This is a genomic window from Lederbergia sp. B243.17, from assembly GCF_057657925.1.
Map to the genome: position 1 here is coordinate 17,838 of NZ_JBWBKF010000023.1, position 21,637 is coordinate 39,474.

General features: G+C 48.2%; 23 protein-coding genes. 19 read left to right on the forward strand and 4 right to left on the reverse strand.

Features of this window, described 5'->3' with window-relative positions:
• Nucleotides 1-98: 98 nt before the first annotated feature.
• Nucleotides 99-398, reverse strand: a complete 300-nt coding sequence (locus AC0TWI_RS02780) for a hypothetical protein (RefSeq protein ID WP_488124808.1) — start codon at nucleotides 396-398, stop codon at nucleotides 99-101.
• 184 nt (nucleotides 399-582) lie between these two features.
• On the opposite strand from AC0TWI_RS02780, the gene AC0TWI_RS02785 reads away from it, so the two are divergent.
• Together AC0TWI_RS02785 and AC0TWI_RS02790 are read left to right on the forward strand one after the other, a co-directional pair.
• On the forward strand, nucleotides 583-1,749 hold the full coding sequence (locus AC0TWI_RS02785; protein ID WP_488124809.1) for an MFS transporter: 1,167 nt from the start codon (nucleotides 583-585) through the stop codon (nucleotides 1,747-1,749).
• A gap of 203 nt (nucleotides 1,750-1,952) precedes the next feature.
• Complete coding sequence (locus tag AC0TWI_RS02790; RefSeq protein WP_488124810.1) at nucleotides 1,953-3,092, forward strand: ElyC/SanA/YdcF family protein; 1,140 nt, start codon at nucleotides 1,953-1,955, stop codon at nucleotides 3,090-3,092.
• A gap of 50 nt (nucleotides 3,093-3,142) precedes the next feature.
• On the opposite strand, the gene AC0TWI_RS02795 is transcribed toward AC0TWI_RS02790, so the two are convergent.
• Nucleotides 3,143-3,826: a histidine kinase gene (locus AC0TWI_RS02795; protein WP_488124811.1), complete on the reverse strand. Its 684-nt coding sequence runs from the start codon at nucleotides 3,824-3,826 to the stop codon at nucleotides 3,143-3,145.
• Between the two features lie 298 nt (nucleotides 3,827-4,124).
• On the opposite strand from AC0TWI_RS02795, the gene AC0TWI_RS02800 reads away from it, so the two are divergent.
• From AC0TWI_RS02800 to AC0TWI_RS02845, 10 genes are all read left to right on the forward strand, one after another.
• Nucleotides 4,125-6,515: a Na+/H+ antiporter subunit A gene (locus AC0TWI_RS02800; RefSeq protein WP_488124812.1), complete on the forward strand. Its 2,391-nt coding sequence runs from the start codon at nucleotides 4,125-4,127 to the stop codon at nucleotides 6,513-6,515.
• On the forward strand, nucleotides 6,512-6,934 hold the full coding sequence (locus tag AC0TWI_RS02805; RefSeq protein ID WP_488124813.1) for a Na(+)/H(+) antiporter subunit B: 423 nt from the start codon (nucleotides 6,512-6,514) through the stop codon (nucleotides 6,932-6,934). Before AC0TWI_RS02800 ends, AC0TWI_RS02805 begins: the two co-directional genes overlap by 4 nt.
• A 4-nt stretch (nucleotides 6,935-6,938) precedes the next feature.
• Nucleotides 6,939-7,277, forward strand: a complete 339-nt coding sequence (locus tag AC0TWI_RS02810; RefSeq protein WP_488124814.1) for a Na(+)/H(+) antiporter subunit C — start codon at nucleotides 6,939-6,941, stop codon at nucleotides 7,275-7,277.
• Complete coding sequence (locus AC0TWI_RS02815) at nucleotides 7,270-8,748, forward strand: Na+/H+ antiporter subunit D (RefSeq protein WP_488124815.1); 1,479 nt, start codon at nucleotides 7,270-7,272, stop codon at nucleotides 8,746-8,748. Before AC0TWI_RS02810 ends, AC0TWI_RS02815 begins: the two co-directional genes overlap by 8 nt.
• 22 nt (nucleotides 8,749-8,770) lie before the next feature.
• On the forward strand, nucleotides 8,771-9,253 hold the full coding sequence (locus tag AC0TWI_RS02820) for a Na+/H+ antiporter subunit E (protein WP_488124816.1): 483 nt from the start codon (nucleotides 8,771-8,773) through the stop codon (nucleotides 9,251-9,253).
• Nucleotides 9,254-9,264: 11 nt separating this feature from the next.
• Nucleotides 9,265-9,537 carry a Na(+)/H(+) antiporter subunit F1 gene (locus AC0TWI_RS02825; RefSeq protein ID WP_488124863.1) on the forward strand — a complete coding sequence of 91 codons (273 nt, stop codon included), beginning with the start codon at nucleotides 9,265-9,267 and terminating at the stop codon, nucleotides 9,535-9,537.
• Nucleotides 9,515-9,886: a Na+/H+ antiporter subunit G gene (locus AC0TWI_RS02830; RefSeq protein WP_488124817.1), complete on the forward strand. Its 372-nt coding sequence runs from the start codon at nucleotides 9,515-9,517 to the stop codon at nucleotides 9,884-9,886. The genes AC0TWI_RS02825 and AC0TWI_RS02830 overlap by 23 nt, the downstream gene beginning before the upstream one ends.
• A 128-nt stretch (nucleotides 9,887-10,014) precedes the next feature.
• Entirely contained in the window at nucleotides 10,015-11,847 is a 1,833-nt protein-coding gene (locus AC0TWI_RS02835; RefSeq protein WP_488124818.1) for a serine hydrolase domain-containing protein, read from the forward strand.
• A 131-nt stretch (nucleotides 11,848-11,978) separates the two neighbouring features.
• On the forward strand, nucleotides 11,979-12,179 hold the full coding sequence (locus AC0TWI_RS02840) for a hypothetical protein (protein ID WP_488124819.1): 201 nt from the start codon (nucleotides 11,979-11,981) through the stop codon (nucleotides 12,177-12,179).
• Nucleotides 12,180-12,506: an N-acetyltransferase family protein gene (locus AC0TWI_RS02845; RefSeq protein ID WP_488124864.1), complete on the forward strand. Its 327-nt coding sequence runs from the start codon at nucleotides 12,180-12,182 to the stop codon at nucleotides 12,504-12,506.
• Between the two features lie 151 nt (nucleotides 12,507-12,657).
• Here AC0TWI_RS02845 and AC0TWI_RS02850 read toward each other — a convergent pair whose 3' ends face one another.
• Nucleotides 12,658-13,200: a recombinase family protein gene (locus tag AC0TWI_RS02850; RefSeq protein ID WP_488124820.1), complete on the reverse strand. Its 543-nt coding sequence runs from the start codon at nucleotides 13,198-13,200 to the stop codon at nucleotides 12,658-12,660.
• Between the two features lie 121 nt (nucleotides 13,201-13,321).
• On the opposite strand from AC0TWI_RS02850, the gene AC0TWI_RS02855 reads away from it, so the two are divergent.
• The 7 genes from AC0TWI_RS02855 (at nucleotide 13,322) to AC0TWI_RS02885 (ending at nucleotide 21,114) form a co-directional block, all read left to right on the forward strand.
• Nucleotides 13,322-14,758, forward strand: a complete 1,437-nt coding sequence (locus tag AC0TWI_RS02855) for a SulP family inorganic anion transporter (protein ID WP_488124821.1) — start codon at nucleotides 13,322-13,324, stop codon at nucleotides 14,756-14,758.
• Nucleotides 14,759-14,920: 162 nt separating this feature from the next.
• On the forward strand, nucleotides 14,921-16,144 hold the full coding sequence (locus AC0TWI_RS02860) for an acyl-CoA dehydrogenase (RefSeq protein ID WP_488124822.1): 1,224 nt from the start codon (nucleotides 14,921-14,923) through the stop codon (nucleotides 16,142-16,144).
• Nucleotides 16,144-16,914 (forward strand): SDR family oxidoreductase, encoded by a 771-nt coding sequence (locus tag AC0TWI_RS02865; RefSeq protein ID WP_488124823.1) that lies wholly within the window; start codon nucleotides 16,144-16,146, stop codon nucleotides 16,912-16,914. The genes AC0TWI_RS02860 and AC0TWI_RS02865 overlap by 1 nt, the downstream gene beginning before the upstream one ends.
• A gap of 73 nt (nucleotides 16,915-16,987) precedes the next feature.
• Nucleotides 16,988-17,551, forward strand: coding sequence for a TetR/AcrR family transcriptional regulator (locus tag AC0TWI_RS02870; protein ID WP_488124824.1), 564 nt, complete (start codon nucleotides 16,988-16,990; stop codon nucleotides 17,549-17,551).
• A 76-nt stretch (nucleotides 17,552-17,627) separates the two neighbouring features.
• Complete coding sequence (locus tag AC0TWI_RS02875; protein ID WP_488124825.1) at nucleotides 17,628-18,689, forward strand: phosphotransferase family protein; 1,062 nt, start codon at nucleotides 17,628-17,630, stop codon at nucleotides 18,687-18,689.
• Between the two features lie 11 nt (nucleotides 18,690-18,700).
• On the forward strand, nucleotides 18,701-19,429 hold the full coding sequence (locus AC0TWI_RS02880) for a 2-phosphosulfolactate phosphatase (protein ID WP_488124826.1): 729 nt from the start codon (nucleotides 18,701-18,703) through the stop codon (nucleotides 19,427-19,429).
• Nucleotides 19,430-19,464: 35 nt separating this feature from the next.
• Nucleotides 19,465-21,114, forward strand: a complete 1,650-nt coding sequence (locus tag AC0TWI_RS02885; protein WP_488124827.1) for a long-chain-fatty-acid--CoA ligase — start codon at nucleotides 19,465-19,467, stop codon at nucleotides 21,112-21,114.
• 60 nt (nucleotides 21,115-21,174) lie between these two features.
• Here the strand turns inward: AC0TWI_RS02885 and AC0TWI_RS02890 are convergent, their stop codons facing one another.
• Nucleotides 21,175-21,585, reverse strand: coding sequence for a hypothetical protein (locus AC0TWI_RS02890; protein ID WP_488124828.1), 411 nt, complete (start codon nucleotides 21,583-21,585; stop codon nucleotides 21,175-21,177).
• Nucleotides 21,586-21,637 lie beyond the last annotated feature (52 nt).

The following is a 21,637-nucleotide window of genomic DNA, read 5'->3' on the forward strand; positions in this document are numbered from 1 at the left end:
GAGATGCTATACAGGTGAGGATAAGGGGGAGTAACGCGAAATCTGCTCTTTGCGAATTCTTCCTGTAAGCAAAGGGTGTGCCTCGTTTCCGCACACCCTTATATTTCCGGCTGGTTGTAGGCCTCTTTTTTGTTGCGGTAGGCGAGGATGGCTGTTTTCAGACCGGCATAGTTTCCGATTGCGGCATATCCATAAAACCAGCCCATGAAGATGCCAGATGCGAGGCTGTGCCGATGGCTATAAAATATTGAAATAAAGAGACCGAAAACAAGGGCGATAGTCGGGACATATTTATCAGGCACTTTCAAAAAAACTTTGACCAGCTGAGTCAGAATCATAACGAGCGGGACGGCAATGACTGCGTCCCAGAAATTTGTATGGATCAAAGGGAAATTCATGACCATCACCTCCATTTTAGGCTGTCTCATTGGTTTCTTCATTATTCACACAAAAATCAGTCCTCTACATTGTCACCGTCCTGATGGATTGGTATGATGGAGAAATGAGGGTGGGTCAGGCATCTTTTGCCAGGCGCACCGTGTTTTCATCCTGGCAATTGCATGAATGGAGAGTTTGAGAAACATGAGGAAAACAAAAATTACATTGGCGCTGTTGCTGTCCAATTTGCTGATTGCCTTTTTGGGCATCGGCCTGGTCATCCCGGTTATGCCGACCTTGATGAATGAGCTTCACATTTCAGGGAAGGTTGTCGGCTATCTTGTGGCAGCCTTTGCGATAGCGCAGCTAATCACTTCACCGTTTGCAGGCAGATGGGTCGATTCGTTCGGCCGCAAGAAAATGATCGTAATTGGGCTGCTCATTTTCAGCGCATCCGAGTATCTTTTCGCGATCGGACAGGGATTGAGCATGCTCTTTTTGTCCCGACTGCTCGGAGGGATCAGCGCGGCGTTCATTATGCCGGCTGTTACGGCTTTCATTGCGGACATTACGACAATGGAGACCCGTTCCAAAGCACTCGGCTATATGTCTGCGGCCATTTCGACCGGCTTCATCATCGGGCCGGGGATCGGCGGATTTTTGGCAGAGTTCGGAACGCGAACACCGTTTTATTTTGCAGCAGGACTCGCGATGTTCGCTGCCATCTTTTCGACAATCATGCTTAAAGAACCTGAGAGGCAGCATGAGGAGACATTGTCTGAAAATAAGCCAGGGTTCAAACGCATCTTCGCCCCGATCTATTTTATCGCGTTCATGATCATCTTCATTCTGTCATTCGGTCTTGCTTCTTTTGAGTCGATTTTCAGTTTGTATGTTGATCATAAGTTCAGCTTTACTCCGGGAGATATCGCCATTATCATATCGGGAAGCGGGATTGTCGGGGCATTCGCCCAAATTGCTCTGTTTGACAGACTGACGAAGCTGATGGGGGAAATCAAGCTGATCCTTTGGTGCTTGATCTTTTCAGCGGTGCTCGCCTTCGCGATGACGGCCGTCCACCAATATGTGTATATCTTGTTAGTGACAATCACCATCTTTGTCGGTTTTGACTTGATTAGGCCTGCGGTCACTTCCTATTTATCAAAAATCGCCGGGAATGAGCAGGGGTTTGTCGGGGGCATGAACTCGATGTTCACGAGCATCGGAAATGTATTCGGGCCCATCATTGGCGGAATGCTGTTTGATATTGATCTCGACTACCCATTCTATTTTGCGACGGCAGTGCTCGCACTCGGTGTTTTGCTCACTTTGCGGTGGAAGCAGCCGGAAGGGGAGCGGGAAGCTCTGTAAAATGATTAATTTGAATTGCGGCAAAATAATTGCATCTTTCTTTTCCGCTTGCTAAGATGGAGGCAAGTGAACACAGCATCGCATGTTACTGATCCGATCAGGCATGGCGGTACAGGCGGGCATTTGGCCCCTTGCTACTGCCATGCCTTTTTTGCCGGATTCAGCGCTTGCCTGTGTGAGCAAAAACAGGAGGAGGCGGAACAATGAAACGAAGTATTTTTGGCATTGCATTGTCGGCAGTTCTGGTTTTTGGTATGGCAACATCCGGGCATTCCCAAACGACTGACGCGGTGAAACCGGACGATGCGACTACAGGCTTATTCGAGAAGGTGAAGAACAATTCGCCGACAGGGGAACGGATCAAAGCGCTTGAAGATATCGCCATGCATTATTACTGGAATGGCGGAGATCTGAAGAAGGCGGAAGAGGAAATCTTCAAAGGAATTACGCTTCACGGAAATTATGATGTTGTTGAGCAGGCATTCAAGCAGGCGTCACAGATTGATCCGTATGACTTGGAGCTGAAATACTCGTACGCATCTTCACAGATTTTGCAGAAAAACATTCCGGGAGCGCTCGCTACATACGAGGAGATTCTCCAGTTTGATCCGCAGCATGAAGAGGCGAGAGTGGCACATGCGATTTATTCAAAGGTGAACGGGGACGACAAAACGTATAAAAGTGATATGCAGGAACTGAAAAAGCTTGATAAAAATCGAGCCGATGCTTTTGAACATAAAGTCACGACCGTCGAAAAAGCGAAGACAACGAAACTAAACACGGAGGTACCGGACGGGCTGCCGAAAGAGAACCATGCCTTTATCGTTCTCGGCTATGCCCTCGACGAGGATGGGAAAATGCGCGATACCTTGCTGAAACGGCTCCAAGTAGCCAAAAAAGCAGCAGAGCAGTACCCGGATTCGAAAATCATTGTGACCGGCGGAGTTCCGAAAAAAGGCATCACGGAAGCGGATGTTATGTATGATTGGCTCGTTGCGAACGGCGTCGACGGCAAGCGAATCCGAAAAGAGGCCATGGCGACAGATACGGTTGAAAATGCCATTTTTTCGATGGACATTGTAAAAGAAGAAAAGATCAAAGAAGTGACACTGATCACAAGCGCAAGCCATATGAGAAGAGCGCTCGTGATATTCGAGGAAATCAACAGCATGATGGCGAAAAAAGGGGACCCGTATACAAATCGGGTGTTGACGAATATCGTTGAGCAGGATTTCGAGAATGAAGAAGAAATGATGAAGGTGTCGGCCAATGAGGAATTGGTCATCTATAGGGACTTGCTCCGCGCCTCTGGTATCTGGCAATTCCCGGGACTTCAGCGATAAGTACGAACTAGAGATGCGCCCCGCCGATTAATTGGCGGGGCGCATCTGTTTCAAACATTCACTTTTTTAATATTGGACGGGGCATCAATGGTGCCGGCCACCCGGTCTTCGATGATGGGAACTTGGTACGTTTTTCCGTCATGGACCAGCTTGAAAATTCCGTTATCAAAATCGGTGCCGATCTCTTTATAGAAGATCCCTTCATAACTGATCCCCTTCTGACAGGTGAACGTGAGCCGGTAGCCGCCGTCCTCCTGTTTCAGGTAACCTCTCACTCCGGTTTCATACGTAATATCGTCCTCGCTCTTTATATTCCGGTCAAGCGAGACAATATGAATATCGATAAATGTGATTTCGCGTAGCAATACATTCACAAATGATCCTTTTGTAATCTCTTCCCAGCGGTTCTGTGCGGTCTGGCCGATGATCAGCTGAGTGATGTTCAGTTTGTGTGCGACCTCAGCAATCGCTTTGGCGACTGGCCGCTTTTCATTATCCTTCAGAATAAATTCTTCCGCGTCAAACTCTTCGGCAAGTTCCTGCCATCTTTCAATATAGCCGGAACGTTCCGCGTCAAACTCATCATACGGAAGCGGGTCGACCGTCAGTATATACAATGGACAATTCAGCATGCTGGCCATCTTATGGCCGCGCTTGATCAAACGTTCACCATTTGGACCGTAATAAACACAAACGAGAATGCTCTCATCCATACGACCCTTCACTTTTTTCAAGACGACATTCACCTCTTCAATAGTATGCACCATCTTCAGGGGAAAAGTTCCCCTTAAATTCAATCATTATATACAAGAACAATTAAATAGACAATAGGCAGCAGCGAAGTATATGTGAAAGATTCATTAAAAAGTACTTTTTCATCATATTTCTAGAGGAAAAGGATTCGTTTTATGATGTAACACCTACTTTTATCGTATAATAATAAATGTGAGAAAATCCTCGCGTCACTAAAGGCGCAGTCCGCATTTATCTTTTTCAAAAAAATGTAAAATCAGTAGAATCGGAGGTTTGGTTTTGGTTTCTTTGTATATAGCCATCCTGCTTCCATTTTTGGCGGCAGTTTTCGTTCCTTTTTTCGCAAAAGTTTTTCGGCGGCATGTCGGTTGGGCTGTCTTGATCGTCCCTTTGCTGCTATTTGCAGGCTTTCTCCGCTTCATTCCTAAGGTGGCGGCAGGAGAAACATTCCACCATACGGTCCGCTGGATCCCATCTTATGAACTTGTTTTCTCGGCCTCTCTTGACGGTCTCAGTTTGATTTTTGGCCTGTTGATCACAGGAATCGGCAGTCTTGTCATTCTTTACTCCATCTTTTATCTATCTTCGAGAGAGTCCCTGCATCATTTTTACCTCTATCTGCTCCTGTTCATGGGAGCCATGCTTGGTGTTGTTTTCTCGGACAATTTGATGGTTCTGTACGTTTTCTGGGAACTGACGAGCATTTCTTCATTTTTGTTGATTGCCTTCTGGTATCAACGGAAGCGGTCGCGGTACGGTGCGCAAAAGGCGCTCCTGATCACGGTAAGCGGCGGGATTGCGCTCCTCGCCGGTTTTATCATGCTTTATACGATGACGGGAACGATGAGCATACGGGAGATGCTTGCCCTGATCGATCCGCAGCATCCTCTTTTTATTCCCGCTTTGGTGCTTATTCTGATTGGTGCTTTCACAAAATCAGCACAGTTTCCGTTCCACATCTGGCTGCCGGATGCGATGGAGGCGCCAACGCCGGTTAGTGCGTATCTTCACTCGGCAACAATGGTGAAGGCTGGCATCTATCTGGTGGCCCGTTTCACTCCGTTGTTTGGCGTGAGCACTCTCTGGTTCTGGCTTGTGATCGGGACGGGGCTCATTACCCTGTTCTGGGGAGCGTTCAATGCAATTCGCCAGACCGATCTGAAAGCATTGCTCGCCTTTTCCACAATCAGCCAGCTCGGCTTGATTATGAGCCTTTTCGGCCTTGCCTCCGCTGCGTTCCAGCCTGGGAGCGGGAAGGAGCTTGCCATATTTGCACCGGCTGGCTTTGCGGCACTCTTTCATCTCGTCAATCATTCGACGTTCAAAGGTGCCCTGTTCATGGCAGTCGGCATTATCGACCATCAGCTCGGTACAAGGGACATTCGCCGTCTCGGCGGACTCATGTCCTTTATGCCGGTTTCGTTCACCGTTATCTTAATCGGCAGTTTATCCATGGCTGGACTTCCGCCTTTCAACGGTTTTCTTAGTAAGGAGATGTTTTTTGGAGCGATGCTCGGTGCAGGAGACATGCATCTGTTTGCCGGTACTGGCTGGTGGACTGTCATGCCTGCGATCGCCTGGCTTGCGAGTGTGTTCACCTTTATTTACTCGATACTGATCGTCTGGCAAACCTTCTTCGGCAAGTTCAAGCCGGAAAAAATCGATCATGAACCGAGAGAAGGGTCGATTGGAATTTTGATATCGCCGATTGTGCTGGCGAGTCTCGTCGTTCTGATTTTCTTCTTTCCGAATGTTCTCGGGGACTATTTGCTCCGTCCGGCAATGGACAGTATTTTTCCAGGGCTCGGATGGGAGGAGGCAGTTGCGCCAATTTCCGCATGGCATGGCGTCAATCCGGCGCTGATCATGACGGCCGGCGTGATAGTGTTCGGCATCCTTTTGTACAAGCTTCTCCGCTATTGGAAGCTCATTTATTGGATCCTCCCCGATAGCTGGTCGTTCAACCGGCTCTACGACTCTGCTGTCGGCATGAGTGAAAAGCGTTCCACCAAACTGACAAAAACGTATATGACTGGGGATTTGCGTCATTATCTCACCTATATTTATGTATTCTTTATTCTGGCCGCCGGCGGCGTGCTTTTGTATACGGGCGCTTTTCATTATGATACGTCGGGTGATGCGCCGGCAGGGCTCTATGAAACATTGCTGGCCGTCGTCATGCTGGCAGCGGTGCTCGCCATACCCTTTGCCAAGTCGCGCTTAAGCGCCACGCTGTTGAACGGGGCGATTGGCTATTCGATTGCTCTCTTCTTCGTCTTTTTCCGCGCGCCGGATCTTGCATTGACGCAACTGATCGTCGAAACGGTGACGACTGCATTGTTCCTGCTTTGCTTCCGTTTCCTGCCGGAGTGGAAGAAGGAGGAAGCGCCGAAAAAGTCCAGGGCTGTCAGACTATCCGTCTCGATCGGTACGGGGGTTGTCTTCGTCCTGATCGCTTTGTCCGTCAACAGCGGCCGCTTGTTTGAAACGGTTTCCGCTTTTTTTGAAGACGCCTATGAGCTAACAGGCGGAAACAATATTGTCAATTCAATTCTTGGAGATTTTCGTGCATTCGATACGATGCTGGAAGTTGTCGTCCTTCTGATCGGCGGGCTCGGCGTTTATTCGCTGATCAAATTAAGGGAGAAGAAAGGGGGAGCGAAAGATTGAAAATCAATGATGTAATTTTACAGACAGTGACGAAGATTGCGGTGTTCATTATTTTGACGATGGCAATCTATCTGTTCATTTCCGGACACAACAGTCCGGGTGGTGGATTCATCGGCGGTTTGATTCTCGCTTCCGCCTTCGTCCTTCTTTGCCTCGCTTTCGACGTTGAGACGATCATGAAGAAAATTCCGATCGACTTCAAACTCGTCTCGGCTTTCGGCGCCTTTCTCGCCGTGGCGACGGGGCTCGGGCCGGCATTGTTCGGAAAAAATTTTTTAAGTCAGTTTTTCACATATGTACATCTTCCGGTGCTCGGCAAGACGTCTGCTGCAACGGTGACGCTGTTTGAGCTCGGTGTCGCGCTGGCGGTCGTCGGCGTTGTCGTCACCATCATCTTAAGTATTAGCGAGGATGTGTAGAGGTATGGAAACCATCATCATTTTGCTTACAGGTGTCTTCGTCTCTGTTGCCACCTACTTGATTTTATCGAAAAATTTCATCCGGATTATTTTAGGAACGGCTTTGCTGTCGCATGCGGGGCATTTGCTGATCATGACGATGGGGAGGTTGAAGCGCGGAGGAGTTCCAGTCATCGGCGACGGAGATGCTGGCTATGTGGATGCGCTGCCCCAGGCTCTCATCCTCACATCGATTGTCATCTCTTTTGCCGTGACGGCGTTTTTGCTCGCGCTCGCCTACCGAACATATCAGGAGCACCGAAAAGACGATATTTCGCTGCTGAGGGGTTTGAGAGATGAATAATGCAGTTGTCATGCCGATGATCATTCCGCTGCTTGCGGGAATATTGCTCCTGTTTTTCCGCAACAGGCTACGCCTACAGCGGGTGGTAAGCGTACTGGCGATGGCGGGAGTGTCCGGCACCGCATTTTATCTGCTGGAAAAAGTACAGGCGGATGGAATTCAGAGGATCGATTTTGGAAACTGGAAACCGCCGTTCGGCATTTTGTTTGTCGCCGATTCCTTTTCCCTGCTGCTTGTCGGGACAACAGGTGTTGTGGCAGGACTCGTCTTTATCTATGCGATGTTCTCAATCGGTGAGGAGAGGGAGCGGTTTTATTTCTACCCGTTCTCGCTGCTGATGGTGGCCGGGGTGAACGGCTCTTTTCTGACCGGGGACCTGTTTAATCTGTACGTCTGTTTTGAAGTGATGCTGCTCGCTTCGTATGCGCTGATTACGCTCGGAGGTACAAAGCGGCAGCTGCGGGAGTCGCTGAAATATGTGCTGATCAACGTGCTGTCTTCCTGGTTCTTTCTTGTAGGCATTGCCTATTTGTACGGCACGATTGGGACGCTGAACATGGCCCATCTTTCCGTCCGGGTAGCAGAAGCCGGGCAGACACCAGTACTGACAGTGATCGCCGTCATGTTCCTGCTCGTCTTCGCACTGAAAGCCGGACTTCTGCTTTATTTCTGGCTGCCGGGTTCCTACAGCGCTCCGCCGACGGCAATCGCAGCATTGTTCGGGGCGCTGCTGACCAAGGTCGGGATCTACGCGATGTTCCGGATGTTTACGCTTATCTTTTATCATGAACCGCACATTACACATGGAATGATCGGCATCATGGCTGCCCTTACCTTAATAGGCGGCAGCATCGGTGCGCTCGCCTTCAAGGACGTGAGGTCGATCGCAGCTTACAACGTTATCATTGCTGTCGGTTTTATCTTGGTCGGACTTGCTGTTATGAACCCGGCGGCCGTGGAAGGGTCCATCTTCTATCTCGTACACGATATGATCGTCAAAGCGCTGCTTTTTTTGCTTGCCGGCACGATGATCGCGTTGGCGGGCACGGCCAGAATCGGGGATATGAGCGGACTGATCCGCAACTATCCGCTCTTAGGCTGGCTCTTTTTTCTCACACTGCTGGCTCTTGCCGGGATTCCGCCGCTGTCCGGCTTCCTGGGGAAACTGCTTGTCGGCCAGGGGGCTGTTGAAGGCGGAGCGTATGTTTTGCTGGCACTTGCCCTTCTGTCGAGCATCGCTGTCCTTTATTCCCTGCTGCGGATTTTCCTTAACTGTTTTTGGGGGGAGACGATTATTAGCGAAGAGGATGAGCGCCCGATGAGAAAGGGTTGGATCATCCCTTGTGCGCTGCTCGCCTTGCTCTCTGTCGGTATCGGGCTCGGTGCTGAAGCGCTTGCCCCGTATGTGAAAGATGCAGCAGATACACTGATTCGCCCAGAACGTTACATTCAAGCGGTATTGGGTAAGTAAGTTGAAAGGGAGGGATCAATCGATGCCTGCACAGTTTTTGCTCAATTTGTTTATCGCCTTTTTATGGATGGTCCTGAATGATGAGGAGGATCTCCATTTTTCAACCTTCTTTGCCGGCTTCCTCGTCGGCATCGTCATCATTTTCATTATGCAGCGTTTTTTTGGAAAGCAGTTTTACTTGCAGCGTTTTTATTACGTTTTGAAACTCGTGTTCATTTTCATATCGGAATTGTTTTTATCAGCCGTTGTCGTCATGAAGCATATCGTCCATCCGAAAATTGACATTCGGCCCGGTATCTTCACCTATACGACTAGTTTGAAAAGTGATTGGGAGGTGACGACACTCGCCCTGCTCCTCACCTTGACCCCCGGCTCTGTCGTCATGGAAATCTCGCCGGAAGGAAATGTTTTCTACATTCATGCACTTGATATTGAACGGTATAAGAGCGACCTGATCCGTTCGTTGGATAAATTCGAAAAAGCGATCATGGAGGTGACGAGGTGATCATTGAAATCATGCTTGTAACGGCGCTTGCGCTCTTTATCACGGCGATCGGGCTGTCGCTCTTCAGGATCATCCGCGGGCCGTCTGTGCCGGACAGGGTGATCGCACTCGATATGATCGGGGTCAATCTTATATCAGCGATCGCCGCTGTCTCGGTTCTGCTGAAAACAAAAGCTTTCCTGGAAGCCATCCTGATCCTCGGCATCCTCGCCTTTATCTCAACAATCGCCATGTCAAAATTCATTGAGAGGGGGGCCATCATTGAACGTAAAAGAAATCGGTGAATTCGCAGGTGTGCTGCTCATTCTGATCGGCAGCCTGGTCTCTGTCATCAGCGCTATCGGGATCATCCGCTTTCCGGATGTGTATACGCGGTCTCATGCGGCGACGAAAAGCTCGACGCTTGCCGTCCTGCTTACGCTGATTGGCGCATTCCTTTTCATATGGTTCAACGATCATTTCATCAGCGTCCGGATTATCGCCGGCATCTTGTTTGTCTTCATCACGGCTCCGGTCTCCGGCCATCTCATCATCCGTGCCGCCTACCGATCAAAAGTGAAGCTGGCGGATACGACGACGGAGGATGAACTCGCTCCGGTGCTTGCGAAGGCTGAAAATGCAGAAGGAAAATAGGAAATGATACGAAAGATAGGTGCGATAGCTGGAGGTTATTCTTCAGCTATTTTTTCTTAAAAATAAGGGAATCGGTTCAGCAATTGGAATGACATGAATGGTATAAAGGAGAATAAAGTAAAAATGATATGATTAAAAAGGGGGAGAGTGACGTAAGTATTCGGAATAATAAGTTTCTTGTGGTGATCAATTGTTTCCTGCTCCTTTGGCTCTTGCTTGGATTTCATCCTAAATCAACGGTTTCTGCAAATAAACATATTGGATTAGAAACGAAAGTAGAAAACTATATGACAGAGCACGAGAAGGATATTGCTGGATTAGCAACAATTTTAATAGATCAGGACGAAGTAATTTATAAAATGAAAGGCTATTCAAATAGAGAAGAACGCATCCCGGTTGATGAAGACACTGTTTTTGAATGGGCATCTGTTTCTAAAATACTGGTTTGGATTAGTGTTTTGCAAATGGTAGAGACAGGAGAGCTTAATTTAGATACAGATATCGAAACCTATTTGCCAAACGATTTCCGTTCCAAAAAAGAATTTGATGAGCCTATAGCAATGCAGCACTTAATGCATCATACAGCCGGATTCGATGATAGTTACACTGATTTAATGATTCATCGTCCAACGAAAAAGGGTTCATTAAGAGAAGTACTTGAAGCAGCAGACAGTAAACAAGTATTTTCTCCTGGTGAAGTTGTGGCTTATTCAAATTATGGAAGCAGCCTTGCTGCCTACATTATTGAAGAAGTGAGCGGCCTTGACTATCGTGAATACGTGCGGAAGAACATCTTTGAACCACTTCAAATGACGAAAACAGCGATCGATCCTGAACAGGACGATAACAAATGGGTGAAGGAACAGAGGAGGAAGGTACTAGGTTATTCGAATGCGCTGAAATTAATTGAACCTAATCTTTATTCGATTCCGATGTATCCGGCAGGGAGTGTCATGGGAACAGCTGGAGATCTGCAAAAGCTATTACAAGCATTATTAGCAGAAGATGGAACCCCTTTATTTAAAGATAATAGAATGCTTGACAAAATGTTTTACCCAACGTTGTATTATCCGGGGAATAATATCCCGCGTATCGCAAATGGCTTGTTTCATTTGCCTTCGGAAAGTCAGCACGTTTACGGTCATAGCGGGAATTCTAAGGCTTTCAGCTCCTCCTTTTATGTCGATAGAAAAAACCGCAAAGGTGTTTTGGTTCTGGCGAATGTGAAAGATGAAAGTACGTTCACACTCGGAATACCTGAGATTGTCTTTGGAGAATATGCACATGTTGAAAATGACGTGAATTTGGAGAATTCATCCCAATGGGAGGGGATATATGAGCCGGCACGGTTGCCCCGGCACGGATTTAGCAGGTTGTATGGGTTATTTTTAAGAAGCCATACGAAACAGAGCGGAGCACACGATTTAACGATAAGTAACTTAAATTATTCACAGCTGGAACCAGGCGTCTATAAAACAGAAGATGATTTTAATATGTACAGTGTAGACGTTTATTCAAAACATCCCCAAACTAAAAAGATGCTATCTAATACATATTCAGATCTGCTTTATGTCCACTTATATAAACACCTCTTAGAATGGGGAGGTATTATTCTAGCATTAGTAGCTGTAACGTTTTCTTTGATCTATGTTGTTGTCGCTATAGTAAAAAGGATATGGAATAAGAAAGGCCTTCATATATTCCTTTTCGCTCAGCATGTATTAAATCTTTTGATGTTCACTAACGTACTTTGGATCATTTATAAGACTTTGTCGATGGTAAGTTATTCATTCCTCAAGCCATTTTTAACTGCAAATCTTTTTTATCTAGTTATTACTCTTATTATCAGTGGATTTTTAATCGCCAAAATTAAGAGATGTAACAAACTGGTTTGGATGACGACAATAATGTTTACAGTAATTTTATGCGGAAATATTTTGTATTGGGAATTTTATTATTAGATGCATGTGCATCGTCTTATAGGGATAGCTGAGTCTCTTTTATTTGTTATATTGATGCATTTGCATCATAGCTGTTAAAGTTAATCTAACTGGCGGTTTAGAACTATAACATGAGAATGGAGGGTGAAAGTATGAATATTCGGGAGGCAAAATTGTCAGATGCCGAAGCAATAGCGAGAGTGTATGTGGACAGTTGGAATAGTACATATAAGAACATCATTCCAGACTCTTTTCTAGAAAGAATGACGTACGAAAAAAGAATATCACAATGGATTCATAACATATCAAGGGCTGACAATTATGTTTATGTTGCAGAAACTGACAAGGGGTAAATCGTTGGAGTTGCCGATGGAGGCAAAAGGGAAACAAATCAATTCGAGAATTCTGGAGATTTAACCTCAATCTATATTCGTAAGGAATATCACGGGCAAGGGATTGGCAAAAACTTAGTCAAGAAACTATTTTCTAAGTTAAAGGAGTTAGGGTATCAAAGGATTTTTGTAGAAGTATTAGATGATAATGAATCCAAGTATTTCTATGAAAAAATGGGTGCGGAATTTTACGAATTAACAACAACAGAAGTCCAAGGAAAGGAATTACCTTTGGCGATATATGAATGGAAAAATGTAAATTCGGTTTCGGTACTCAAGCCAAGTTGATAATGGAATGATAGATAGACAAAGTAAAAAAGCAATGGAAAACGAATTCCACTGCTTTTTTTATTTGCTAATTTAACGATTCTTGAGATTTTCGCACCTTAAAAAATGGCAGCCTTTTTGAAAGGCCAAACTTACCTGGGAGTATCTTCTTTCAGTTCTCCAGATAGCGGTACAAGGTCGATTTGCTGATGCCAGTCGCTTCTTTGATTTGTGCGAGTGTATACGATTTGCTCTCGTACATTTCCAGCGCCCGCCGGACATTGGCGTCCGGTTTCTTAGGCCTTCCGGCAGTTTTTCCCTGCTTTTCGGCATGTTTCATACCCTGTCTTGTCCGTTCGCTTGCCACCTCGTTCTGAAACTCGACAAGCCGTTCAACCGTTTCAAGGAAAGAAAGGGCATTCGGCGTGCTTGTGTCTATTTTTTCTTTGAGAGATTGGAAGAAGACGCCTTTCTTTTCCAGGGTGAAAAGTAATTCAGCCAAATGTCTTGAGGAGTCCGCGAATGCAAAGAGATTGCAAACGACCAGCCTGTCTCCGGGCTGCAATTCATCGATCAGCCCGCAGAGCTCTATCCGATTGTTCGCTGAGGCATGCTTTTCTATCATGATTTTGCCGCATCCATTAGACTGCAGTACTCCTAATTGCCTAGCACCGTCTTCATCGCCGAAATAGGGTCTAATATATCCATAATCCATAGTCACTCACCTGTTTCTTGATTGTTTGCCTAGCAGCAACCTTCCCAAAAAGGTTCCATTTCGGGAAGAAAGATGATACAATCTTCTAAGCTTAAGTGTGATAGATGGGGTGGAAACAAGAGTGGTAGAAACGATAAAAAGAGAGTGGTTTTCCAATATTCGTGCCGACATCCTCGCTGGGATTGTCGTTGCACTGGCGTTGATTCCTGAAGCGATTGCTTTTTCCATTATCGCCGGTGTCAGCCCGATGATCGGTCTTTATGCATCCTTTACGATGGCCATCGTCATCTCCTTTGCCGGCGGCCGCCCGGCGATGATTTCGGCCGCAACCGGGGCAATGGCTTTGTTAATGGGACCGCTCGTAAGAGAGTACGGTTTGCAGTATCTGTTCGCAGCCACGCTGCTCACAGGTGTCATTCAAATTTTGTTTGGTGTTTTCAAAGTAGCCAAGCTGATGAAATTTATTCCCCATGCCGTCATGATCGGCTTTGTCAATGCACTAGCCATCCTGATTTTCATGGCGCAGGTTCCGCAATTTCTCGGAGTCTCATCTGTGACCTATGTATTTGTTGCGGTCACACTCGCTATTGTGTATATTTTGCCGAGGTTTGTCAAGGTAGTCCCGGCTCCACTTATTGCCATTATAGCGCTGACGACTGTGGCAATCCTGACGAAAGCAGATTTGCGAACGGTCGGCGATTTGGGCGAAATCAGCCGCACATTGCCAAACTTCCTTATACCTGACGTGCCATTCAACTTGGAGACACTGAAAATCATTTTTCCTTTCTCCATTGCCATGGCGATTGTCGGTTTGCTTGAATCTTTGTTGACTTCGTCTATTGTTGATGACATGACAGACACGGAAAGCGATAAGAACCGGGAGGCGCGGGGCCAAGGGATCGCCAATATTGTTACTGGCTTTTTCGGCGGCATGGCCGGATGTGCGATGATCGGCCAATCGGTCATTAACGTGAAGTCAGGCGGGCGCGGCAGGTTGTCCACGTTGACTGCCGGTGTTTTCCTGATCTTCCTGCTGATGGTCCTTGGCGATATTGTCGTCAAAATTCCGATGCCGGTTCTCGTCGGCATTATGATCATGGTATCGATCGGTACGTTCGACTGGTCCTCTTTTTCTTATTTGCGGAAAGCTCCAAGGACAGATGCAACCGTGATGCTCGTGACGGTAATCATTGTTGTCGCGACACATGATCTTTCAAAAGGTGTTATTGCCGGTGTCATTCTAAGCGCGATTTTCTTCACCGCGAAAATTTCGAAGGTGAAAGTGACCGAAACCACAGAAGGGAACGTGCAGATTTTTAAGGTGGAGGGGCAGCTGTTCTTCGCTTCTGTTGAAAGTTTTCTAAAGGCTTTTGAAGGAAAAGTGGCGGGAAAAGAAGTGACCATTGACTTCACAGGTTCCCATATATGGGATGAATCCGCTGTCGCCGCAATTGATAAGATTGTCATGAAATTGCAGGAACATCATCTCGTAAAACTAACAGGGCTTGATTCCAATAGTAAGAAGCTCGTTCAGCAGCTCGCTATTCATAAAACTTGATCTGGCGGATGCTGGAAAATATTTGGTCGTGAAATAATCGATGCAGCACCGGGTTTACTTTTTGTAGCCCGGTGTTTTTTCTTTTCCTTCACTGGCAAACTGTGAATATATATGTTAATATTCTGATTATACCAACCGGTTAGTATTTGAGGAGGAGAGGCTGTGAATTTTTCCTATACTGATAAAGTGGAAGGGCTCAGGGAACACCTTAGCCGTTTTATGGAGGAGCATATCTATCCGAATGAAGGCGTATACACAAAACAGCTGAATGCCCAGGAAAACCGCTGGGGAGAAGTGCCGCCGATTATCGAGGAACTGAAAAGCAAGGCGAAGGAGGAGGGACTCTGGAATCTCTTCCTGCCGGATTCAGAGAACGGAGCCGGGCTGACCAATCTGGAATACGCCCCGCTCTGTGAATTGATGGGGCGATCATTGATTGCACCGGAAGTGTTCAACTGCAATGCACCCGACACGGGCAATATGGAAGTGCTCGCCCGTTATGGATCAGAAGAGCAGAAGCGCAGATGGCTTGCTCCGCTCCTTGACGGGAAGATTCGCTCGGCTTTTGCCATGACAGAGCCGGATGTTGCATCAAGCGATGCGACCAACATCCAGGCGAGCATCATCCGGGATGGGGACGAATATGTGCTTAACGGCAGGAAATGGTGGACGTCAGGAGCAGGGGATCCCCGTTGCAGGGTGCTGATTTTCATGGGGAAGAGCGATCCGGACGGGCCGAAATATGAACAGCAGTCCATGATCCTCGTACCGATGGATACGAAAGGTGTGAAAGTGGAACGGATGCTGCCGGTTTTCGGCTATGATGATGCCCCGCATGGCCATGCCGAAGTGTCCTTCGACAATGTGAGAGTCCCGGCTGAAAACATGATTTGGGGAGAAGGAAGAGGGTTCGCGATCGCGCAGGGAAGGCTTGGACCCGGACGGATCCACCACTGCATGAGATTAATCGGCGCTGCGGAACGGGCTCTTGAATTGATGTGCCGGCGCGTGCAGGAACGGGAGACATTTGGCCGGAAGCTTTCTGAGCACGGGGTGATCGAGCAATGGATTGCGGAGTCGCGGATGGATATTGAACAGGCGCGGCTTTTGACGTTGAAGGCGGCGTATATGATGGATACGGTCGGGAATAAAGTTGCCAAGGCAGAGATCGCGATGATCAAGGTAGTTGCGCCGAATATGGCGCTTCGCGTGATTGACAGGGCAATTCAGGCATTCGGCGGAGCCGGTGTCTCGAACGACTTTCCGCTTGCTTTCCAATATGCCAACGCCAGAACATTGCGGATTGCAGACGGTCCCGACGAGGTGCACGCAAGGCAGATCGCCAGGCTTGAGCTGAAAAAATACCGGAAGCAGGAGGAAAAATAATGAGCGTATTGGATTTGTTTCGACTGAATGGAAAAACGGCGATCGTGACCGGCGGCGGCCGCGGGCTCGGTGCGCAAATCGCCGAAGCATACGCGGAAGCGGGCGCCAATGTGGTTGTTTGTTCACGAGACCTGGCCGCATGTGAGTCGATGAAGGAGAAGCTTGAGGAAAGAGGGACGAAGGCGCTTGCTTTTCAATGCGATGTGACAAATCACGAAGAGATCAAGGCCGTCGTCGCTGGAACGAAGGCGCATTTCGGGCGAATTGATATTCTTGTGAACAACAGCGGGGCAACATGGGGAGCGCCCGTCGAGAACATGCCGCTTGAGGCATGGCAGAAGGTGATGGATGTTAATGTGACCGGCACGTTTTTAATGAGCCAGGAGGCAGGAAAGGTGATGATCGAGCAAAAACAGGGAAAGATCATCAACATTGCATCGATTGCCGGTTTCGGCGGGACACACCCTTTTATGCAGACGATCGGTTACAACACGAGCAAGGGGGCGATTATGACGTTTACGAAGGACCTGGCAGTCAAGTGGGGAAGGCATCAAATCAATGTTAACTGTATCGCGCCGGGCTTTTTCCCGACCAAAATGTCAAAGGTGCTGATTGAGCAGGGAAGGGACGTCATCTTAGAAAGCACTCCGCTCGGCCGTGTCGGCAGCGATTCAGATTTGAAAGGAGCAGCCCTGTTCCTCGCGGCCCCGGCATCCGACTATGTAACAGGCGATATCCTGACGGTAGACGGCGGAGCCCATGCTTTTTAAAATAGCAGAAAATCCCCCCTCGATTCTATGGTACAGTAAGTTCAGACATTAATTTGAGAACTGGGGAATCGCGATGAAAGACAAAATTACGAAAGCAAGCATTCGGCTGTTTGAACAGAAAGGATTCAGTGAAACTTCAATCCAGGATATTGTGGATGCACTTGGAGTGACGAAAGGGACTTTTTATTATTATTTTACGAGCAAGGAACAGCTGTTGATGGTCATACACCAGGAGTACATTTCCGAGCTGCTGAGGCGGCAGGAGGAAATACTCGAAGAAAAGAATGCCGGTTACAGGGAGAAGCTTGAAAAAATGATCGGGCTGCTCATTGGCGACATCGAAAAAAACGGTCCGAGCGGCCGTGTCTTTTTTCGGGAAATCCGCCATCTCGGCGATGAGAATATGGAAACGATCACAAGCGACCGTGACCGCTTCCGGATCAATATTGAAAATTTGATCCGCGAGGGGATCGAAGCCGGCGAATTCAGAAGCGATTTGCGGCCGGACATGCTGACATTCGGCATCCTTGGGATGGCCAATTACAGCTACAACTGGTTCGATCCTTCCGGTGAGGTATCTGCAGAGGGGTTGTCCAATCTATACGCCGAAATGGTATTGCATGGAATTGAAAAATAATAGATTACGATGGGCTGTGCATCTTGCGCAGCACGACGGTGTCACATACCAACCATTCAGTACGGGAAGGGAGAGGATGATTTTGCCAGACGATACGATTGCCGTGAGAACAGGGGAGGAATTGGACCTGGAACGCCTGCGCGACTTTATCGCCAGGCAGTTTCCGGAAGTGCCGGCACGTGAACTGGAGCTCCGCCAATTCGGCGCGGGACATTCGAATTTGACCTATGCCTTGAAGGCAGGCGATTGGGAAGCGGTTCTCCGACGGCCGCCCCACGGACCGGTGGCACCGAAAGCGCATGACATGAAGAGGGAATATACGATTTTGTCCTCCCTGCATTCGCTTTTTCCGCCGGCTCCGAAGCCGTATGTTTTCTCTGAGGACGAAAGCATTGTCGGCAGTCCGTTTTTCCTGATGGAGCGAAAAAAAGGGAGTGTGCTCGATACTGCATTCCCAGCTGAAATCGCTTATACGCCTGCGCTTGGAAAAAAGATCTCGCAATTGATGGTCGACAAGCTTGCCGAGCTCCACAGCATCGATTATCGGAAGACGGAGCTTGCGAGCCTCAGCAAACCGGAAGGATTTCTTGAACGCCAGGTTGTCAGTTGGATCGGCCGTTACGAACGGGCAAAGACGGATGACGTACCCGGTGTGGAAAGCCTGATGAAATACTTGGCGGATCACATCCCGAACTCACCTGAGCCGACGATCATCCATTATGACTATAAATTGAACAACACGATGTTTTCAGAAGACTTTTCGGAAATGGCGGGCTTGTTTGACTGGGAGATGACGACAGTCGGCGATCCACTTGCAGACGTGGGTGCTGCGCTGAGCTATTGGATCGAGGCGGGCGACCCCGAAATTTTGAAAAAGGGACTTGGCAAGCCGCCAGTCACGGTTATGGATGGTTTTTTTAAACGGGATGAATTTCTCCATGCCTATGCCAAAAAGAGCGGAAGAGAACTGGGGACGATCGACTTTTACCTGACATTTGCCTATTTTAAGCTCGCCGTTATTTGTCAGCAAATTTACTTCCGCTATAAAAAAGGACAGACGAACGACAAAAGATTTGCGCACTTCAACCTCTTCGTTGAAAACCTGATCCGCCACGCGCTGGAAAACGCAAAACAATGAGGGGGACGAAAATGAAGGTACATGTCCTGTTGAAAAAAGAGGAAATCGATGGTACGAAGCTGGATTCGTCAAAGACCGCCGTCATCTTTGATGTGCTGCTTGCCACCTCGACGATGACCGCCTGCTTTTCCTTCGGCGCAAAGTCGGTGATTCCCGTATTGGACGAGGAGGAAGCGCTGCTTGAGGCGGAAGGCCAGGAAGCCGGGGAATTTTGTCTCGCCGGAGAATATGGGGGATTGACGATTAACGGATTTCTTCATCCGATTCCACTCTTCCTGAAAGAACAGATTCAGGGAAAGACGCTGATTCTTTCTACGACAAATGGAACGGTTGCCGTCCGTAAGGCGAGCGGAGCCAGAAAGGTATTGATCGCTTCTTTACTGAATGGAAAAGCAGCCGCCAGAAAGGTCTTCGAAGAATACGACGGGGAAACAGTAATCGTCGTCTGCTCGGGTTCGAATAATCAATTTTGCCTTGAAGACTTCTACGGAGCAGGCTATTTCATCTCGGAGCTCAGTGCCTTGTCCAAGGGTGACGGCTTGGAACTGACAGATAGCGCATTGGCGGCCAAGCTGTTTTATGAAGCGCAGCCGGAACAGGGTGAGGAGATATTGGCCAACACAAGGGTCGGCCGGAAACTCGTAAAGATGGGGATTGGTAAGGAATTATCATTCATCAGCCAAAAAGGGGCAATGAAAGAGGTTCCATTTCTGGCCGGGCGTCAGCTTGTTTGCGAGTAAGTGAAAACGCATTCAAAGAAGAGGAGTGAGAGAGGATGAAACATACTGCCCATTTTGCCTACTGGCCGCCGAGGGTCTCGAAAACACTGACGGTGCCGAAAACCACTGTTTTTGATAATTTGACGATAACAGCAAAGCGATTCCCCGACAAGACCGCAATCGAGTTTTACGGCAAAGGGATGACCTATAAGGAACTGCTCACCGAGTCTGAAAAAATGGCCGGATTTCTGGAGCGGCAATGCGCTGTTGGTGCGGGGGATCGTGTGCTGCTGCTCATGCAGAACTCACCGCAGTTTTTGATCAGTCTATTCGCCATCTTTCGGCTCCGGGCGGTTGCTGTTGCCGTGAACGCGATGAGTACGACGGACGATCTTCGCTTTTTTATCAAAGATGGTGACATACGGTTCGCTTTTGCCGGGCAGGAGCTGTATCAGAAGCTGGAGCCTTTAAGAAGCGGCACCCCTCTGGAGTATGTGATGACGGCAGCCTATTCCGATTATACCGGAGCGGAACAAGCACTTGGCATGATTCCTGCTGAAGCGATGGCAGAGACAGCCGAATGGCCGGATGTGATTGAGTGGAAAACGGCGCTTCGGGCTGGCTTCTCCCCGTCTGAATACTCCGGGGAAAGCGACGATATCGCGATGATTCCCTACACTTCCGGGACAACCGGTCTGCCTAAGGGCTGCATCCATACGAATGCGACCATCCAGGCGAACATCACGGGCGCGTTCCACTGGATGAACATGACACCCGACACGACTGTACTGACGACGCTTCCGCTCTTCCATGTGACGGGGATTGTCCACAGCGCTCTTAATCCGATTCTTGCGGGCAGCACAATGATCCTGCTGACAAGGTGGGACCGGGAATACGCAGCAAAAGCGATCGAAACATTTGGCATCACTCATTGGATTAATATCAGTACGATGCTGATCGACTTTCTCGCAAATCCTAATCTGGCAGACTATGATGTCTCTTCTCTTGAACTTGTTGGCGGCGGCGGGGCGACATTGCCGGAGGCGGTCGGGAGAAAGCTGAGAGATTGGACGGGACTTGAATATGTGGAAGGTTACGGTTTGTCGGAAACGATGTCCCACACCCATTTCAATCCGCCCCAGCGTCCAAAGCTACAGTGTCTCGGCATTCCGTCATTCGGTGTCGACGCCCGGATCATTGACCCGGTTTCTGGTGAGGAGCTCGGTGCAGGGAAAGAGGGGGAGCTGATCGTCCATGCGCCGCAACTGTTTGCCGGTTATTTTAATCAGCCGGAAGAAACCGAGGCGATCCATCTGACGATTGAGGGGAAACGTTTTTTTCGGACCGGGGATATCGTTCGCATGGATGAAGAAGGTTATTTCTTTATGGTCGACCGCGTAAAACGGATGATCAACGCCGCAGGCTACAAAGTCTGGCCGACTGAGGTTGAGTCGGTTCTGTATCGCCATCCGGCTGTCCAGCAGGCATGCGTCGTCCGAGCACCGGATGAAGTGCGCGGTGAGACAGTGAAAGCACTCATTATTTTGAACGATGAATACAAAGGGAAAATAGCGGAAGAGAACATCATCAATTGGGCGAAAGAAAAGATGGCGAGCTACAAGTATCCGCGAATTGTCGAATTCCACGACACGTTCCCGACAACGAGCAGCGGGAAAATCCTATGGAGGAAGCTTCAAGAAGCTTAAAAAAACCGGAGGAGCACTCGGAAAGTCAGATCTGACTTTCTGAGAACATCCTCCGGTTTTTTATCTTGGCAGCAACAGGAACAAGCCGACGAGCGAGATGAGCGGTATCGTGGAAACCATCATGCTTCCGATTGGCCGGAATACGGTAATGGCTGCTTCCGCTTCTTTCGGTACATCTACTTTTGTTTGCATCAGGACCAAAATTGGGGCAAACGTCATTAGTATAACAATGAGCAAAGCCGGGATGAGCAGCTCATTGATATCCTGTGCCGGGACCGAATTGATCATCGCGAAGATGACAAGCACAATCGGCACGATTTCGGCAATCGCGACGCCGATAAAGAAGTTGCGCTGCAACGTCGACTGCTGTTCAGGCTGCTGCTTTAATTTTTCTATGAAAATCTTGAACACGATTGAAATTGCAACGACAGCCAGTGCTGAAGCTGTAACATAAAGATAAGCTGTTGACATGCCTTCCCCCCTACTCCATACAAGGACATCGTTGGGGAAACTTCCCCGCCAA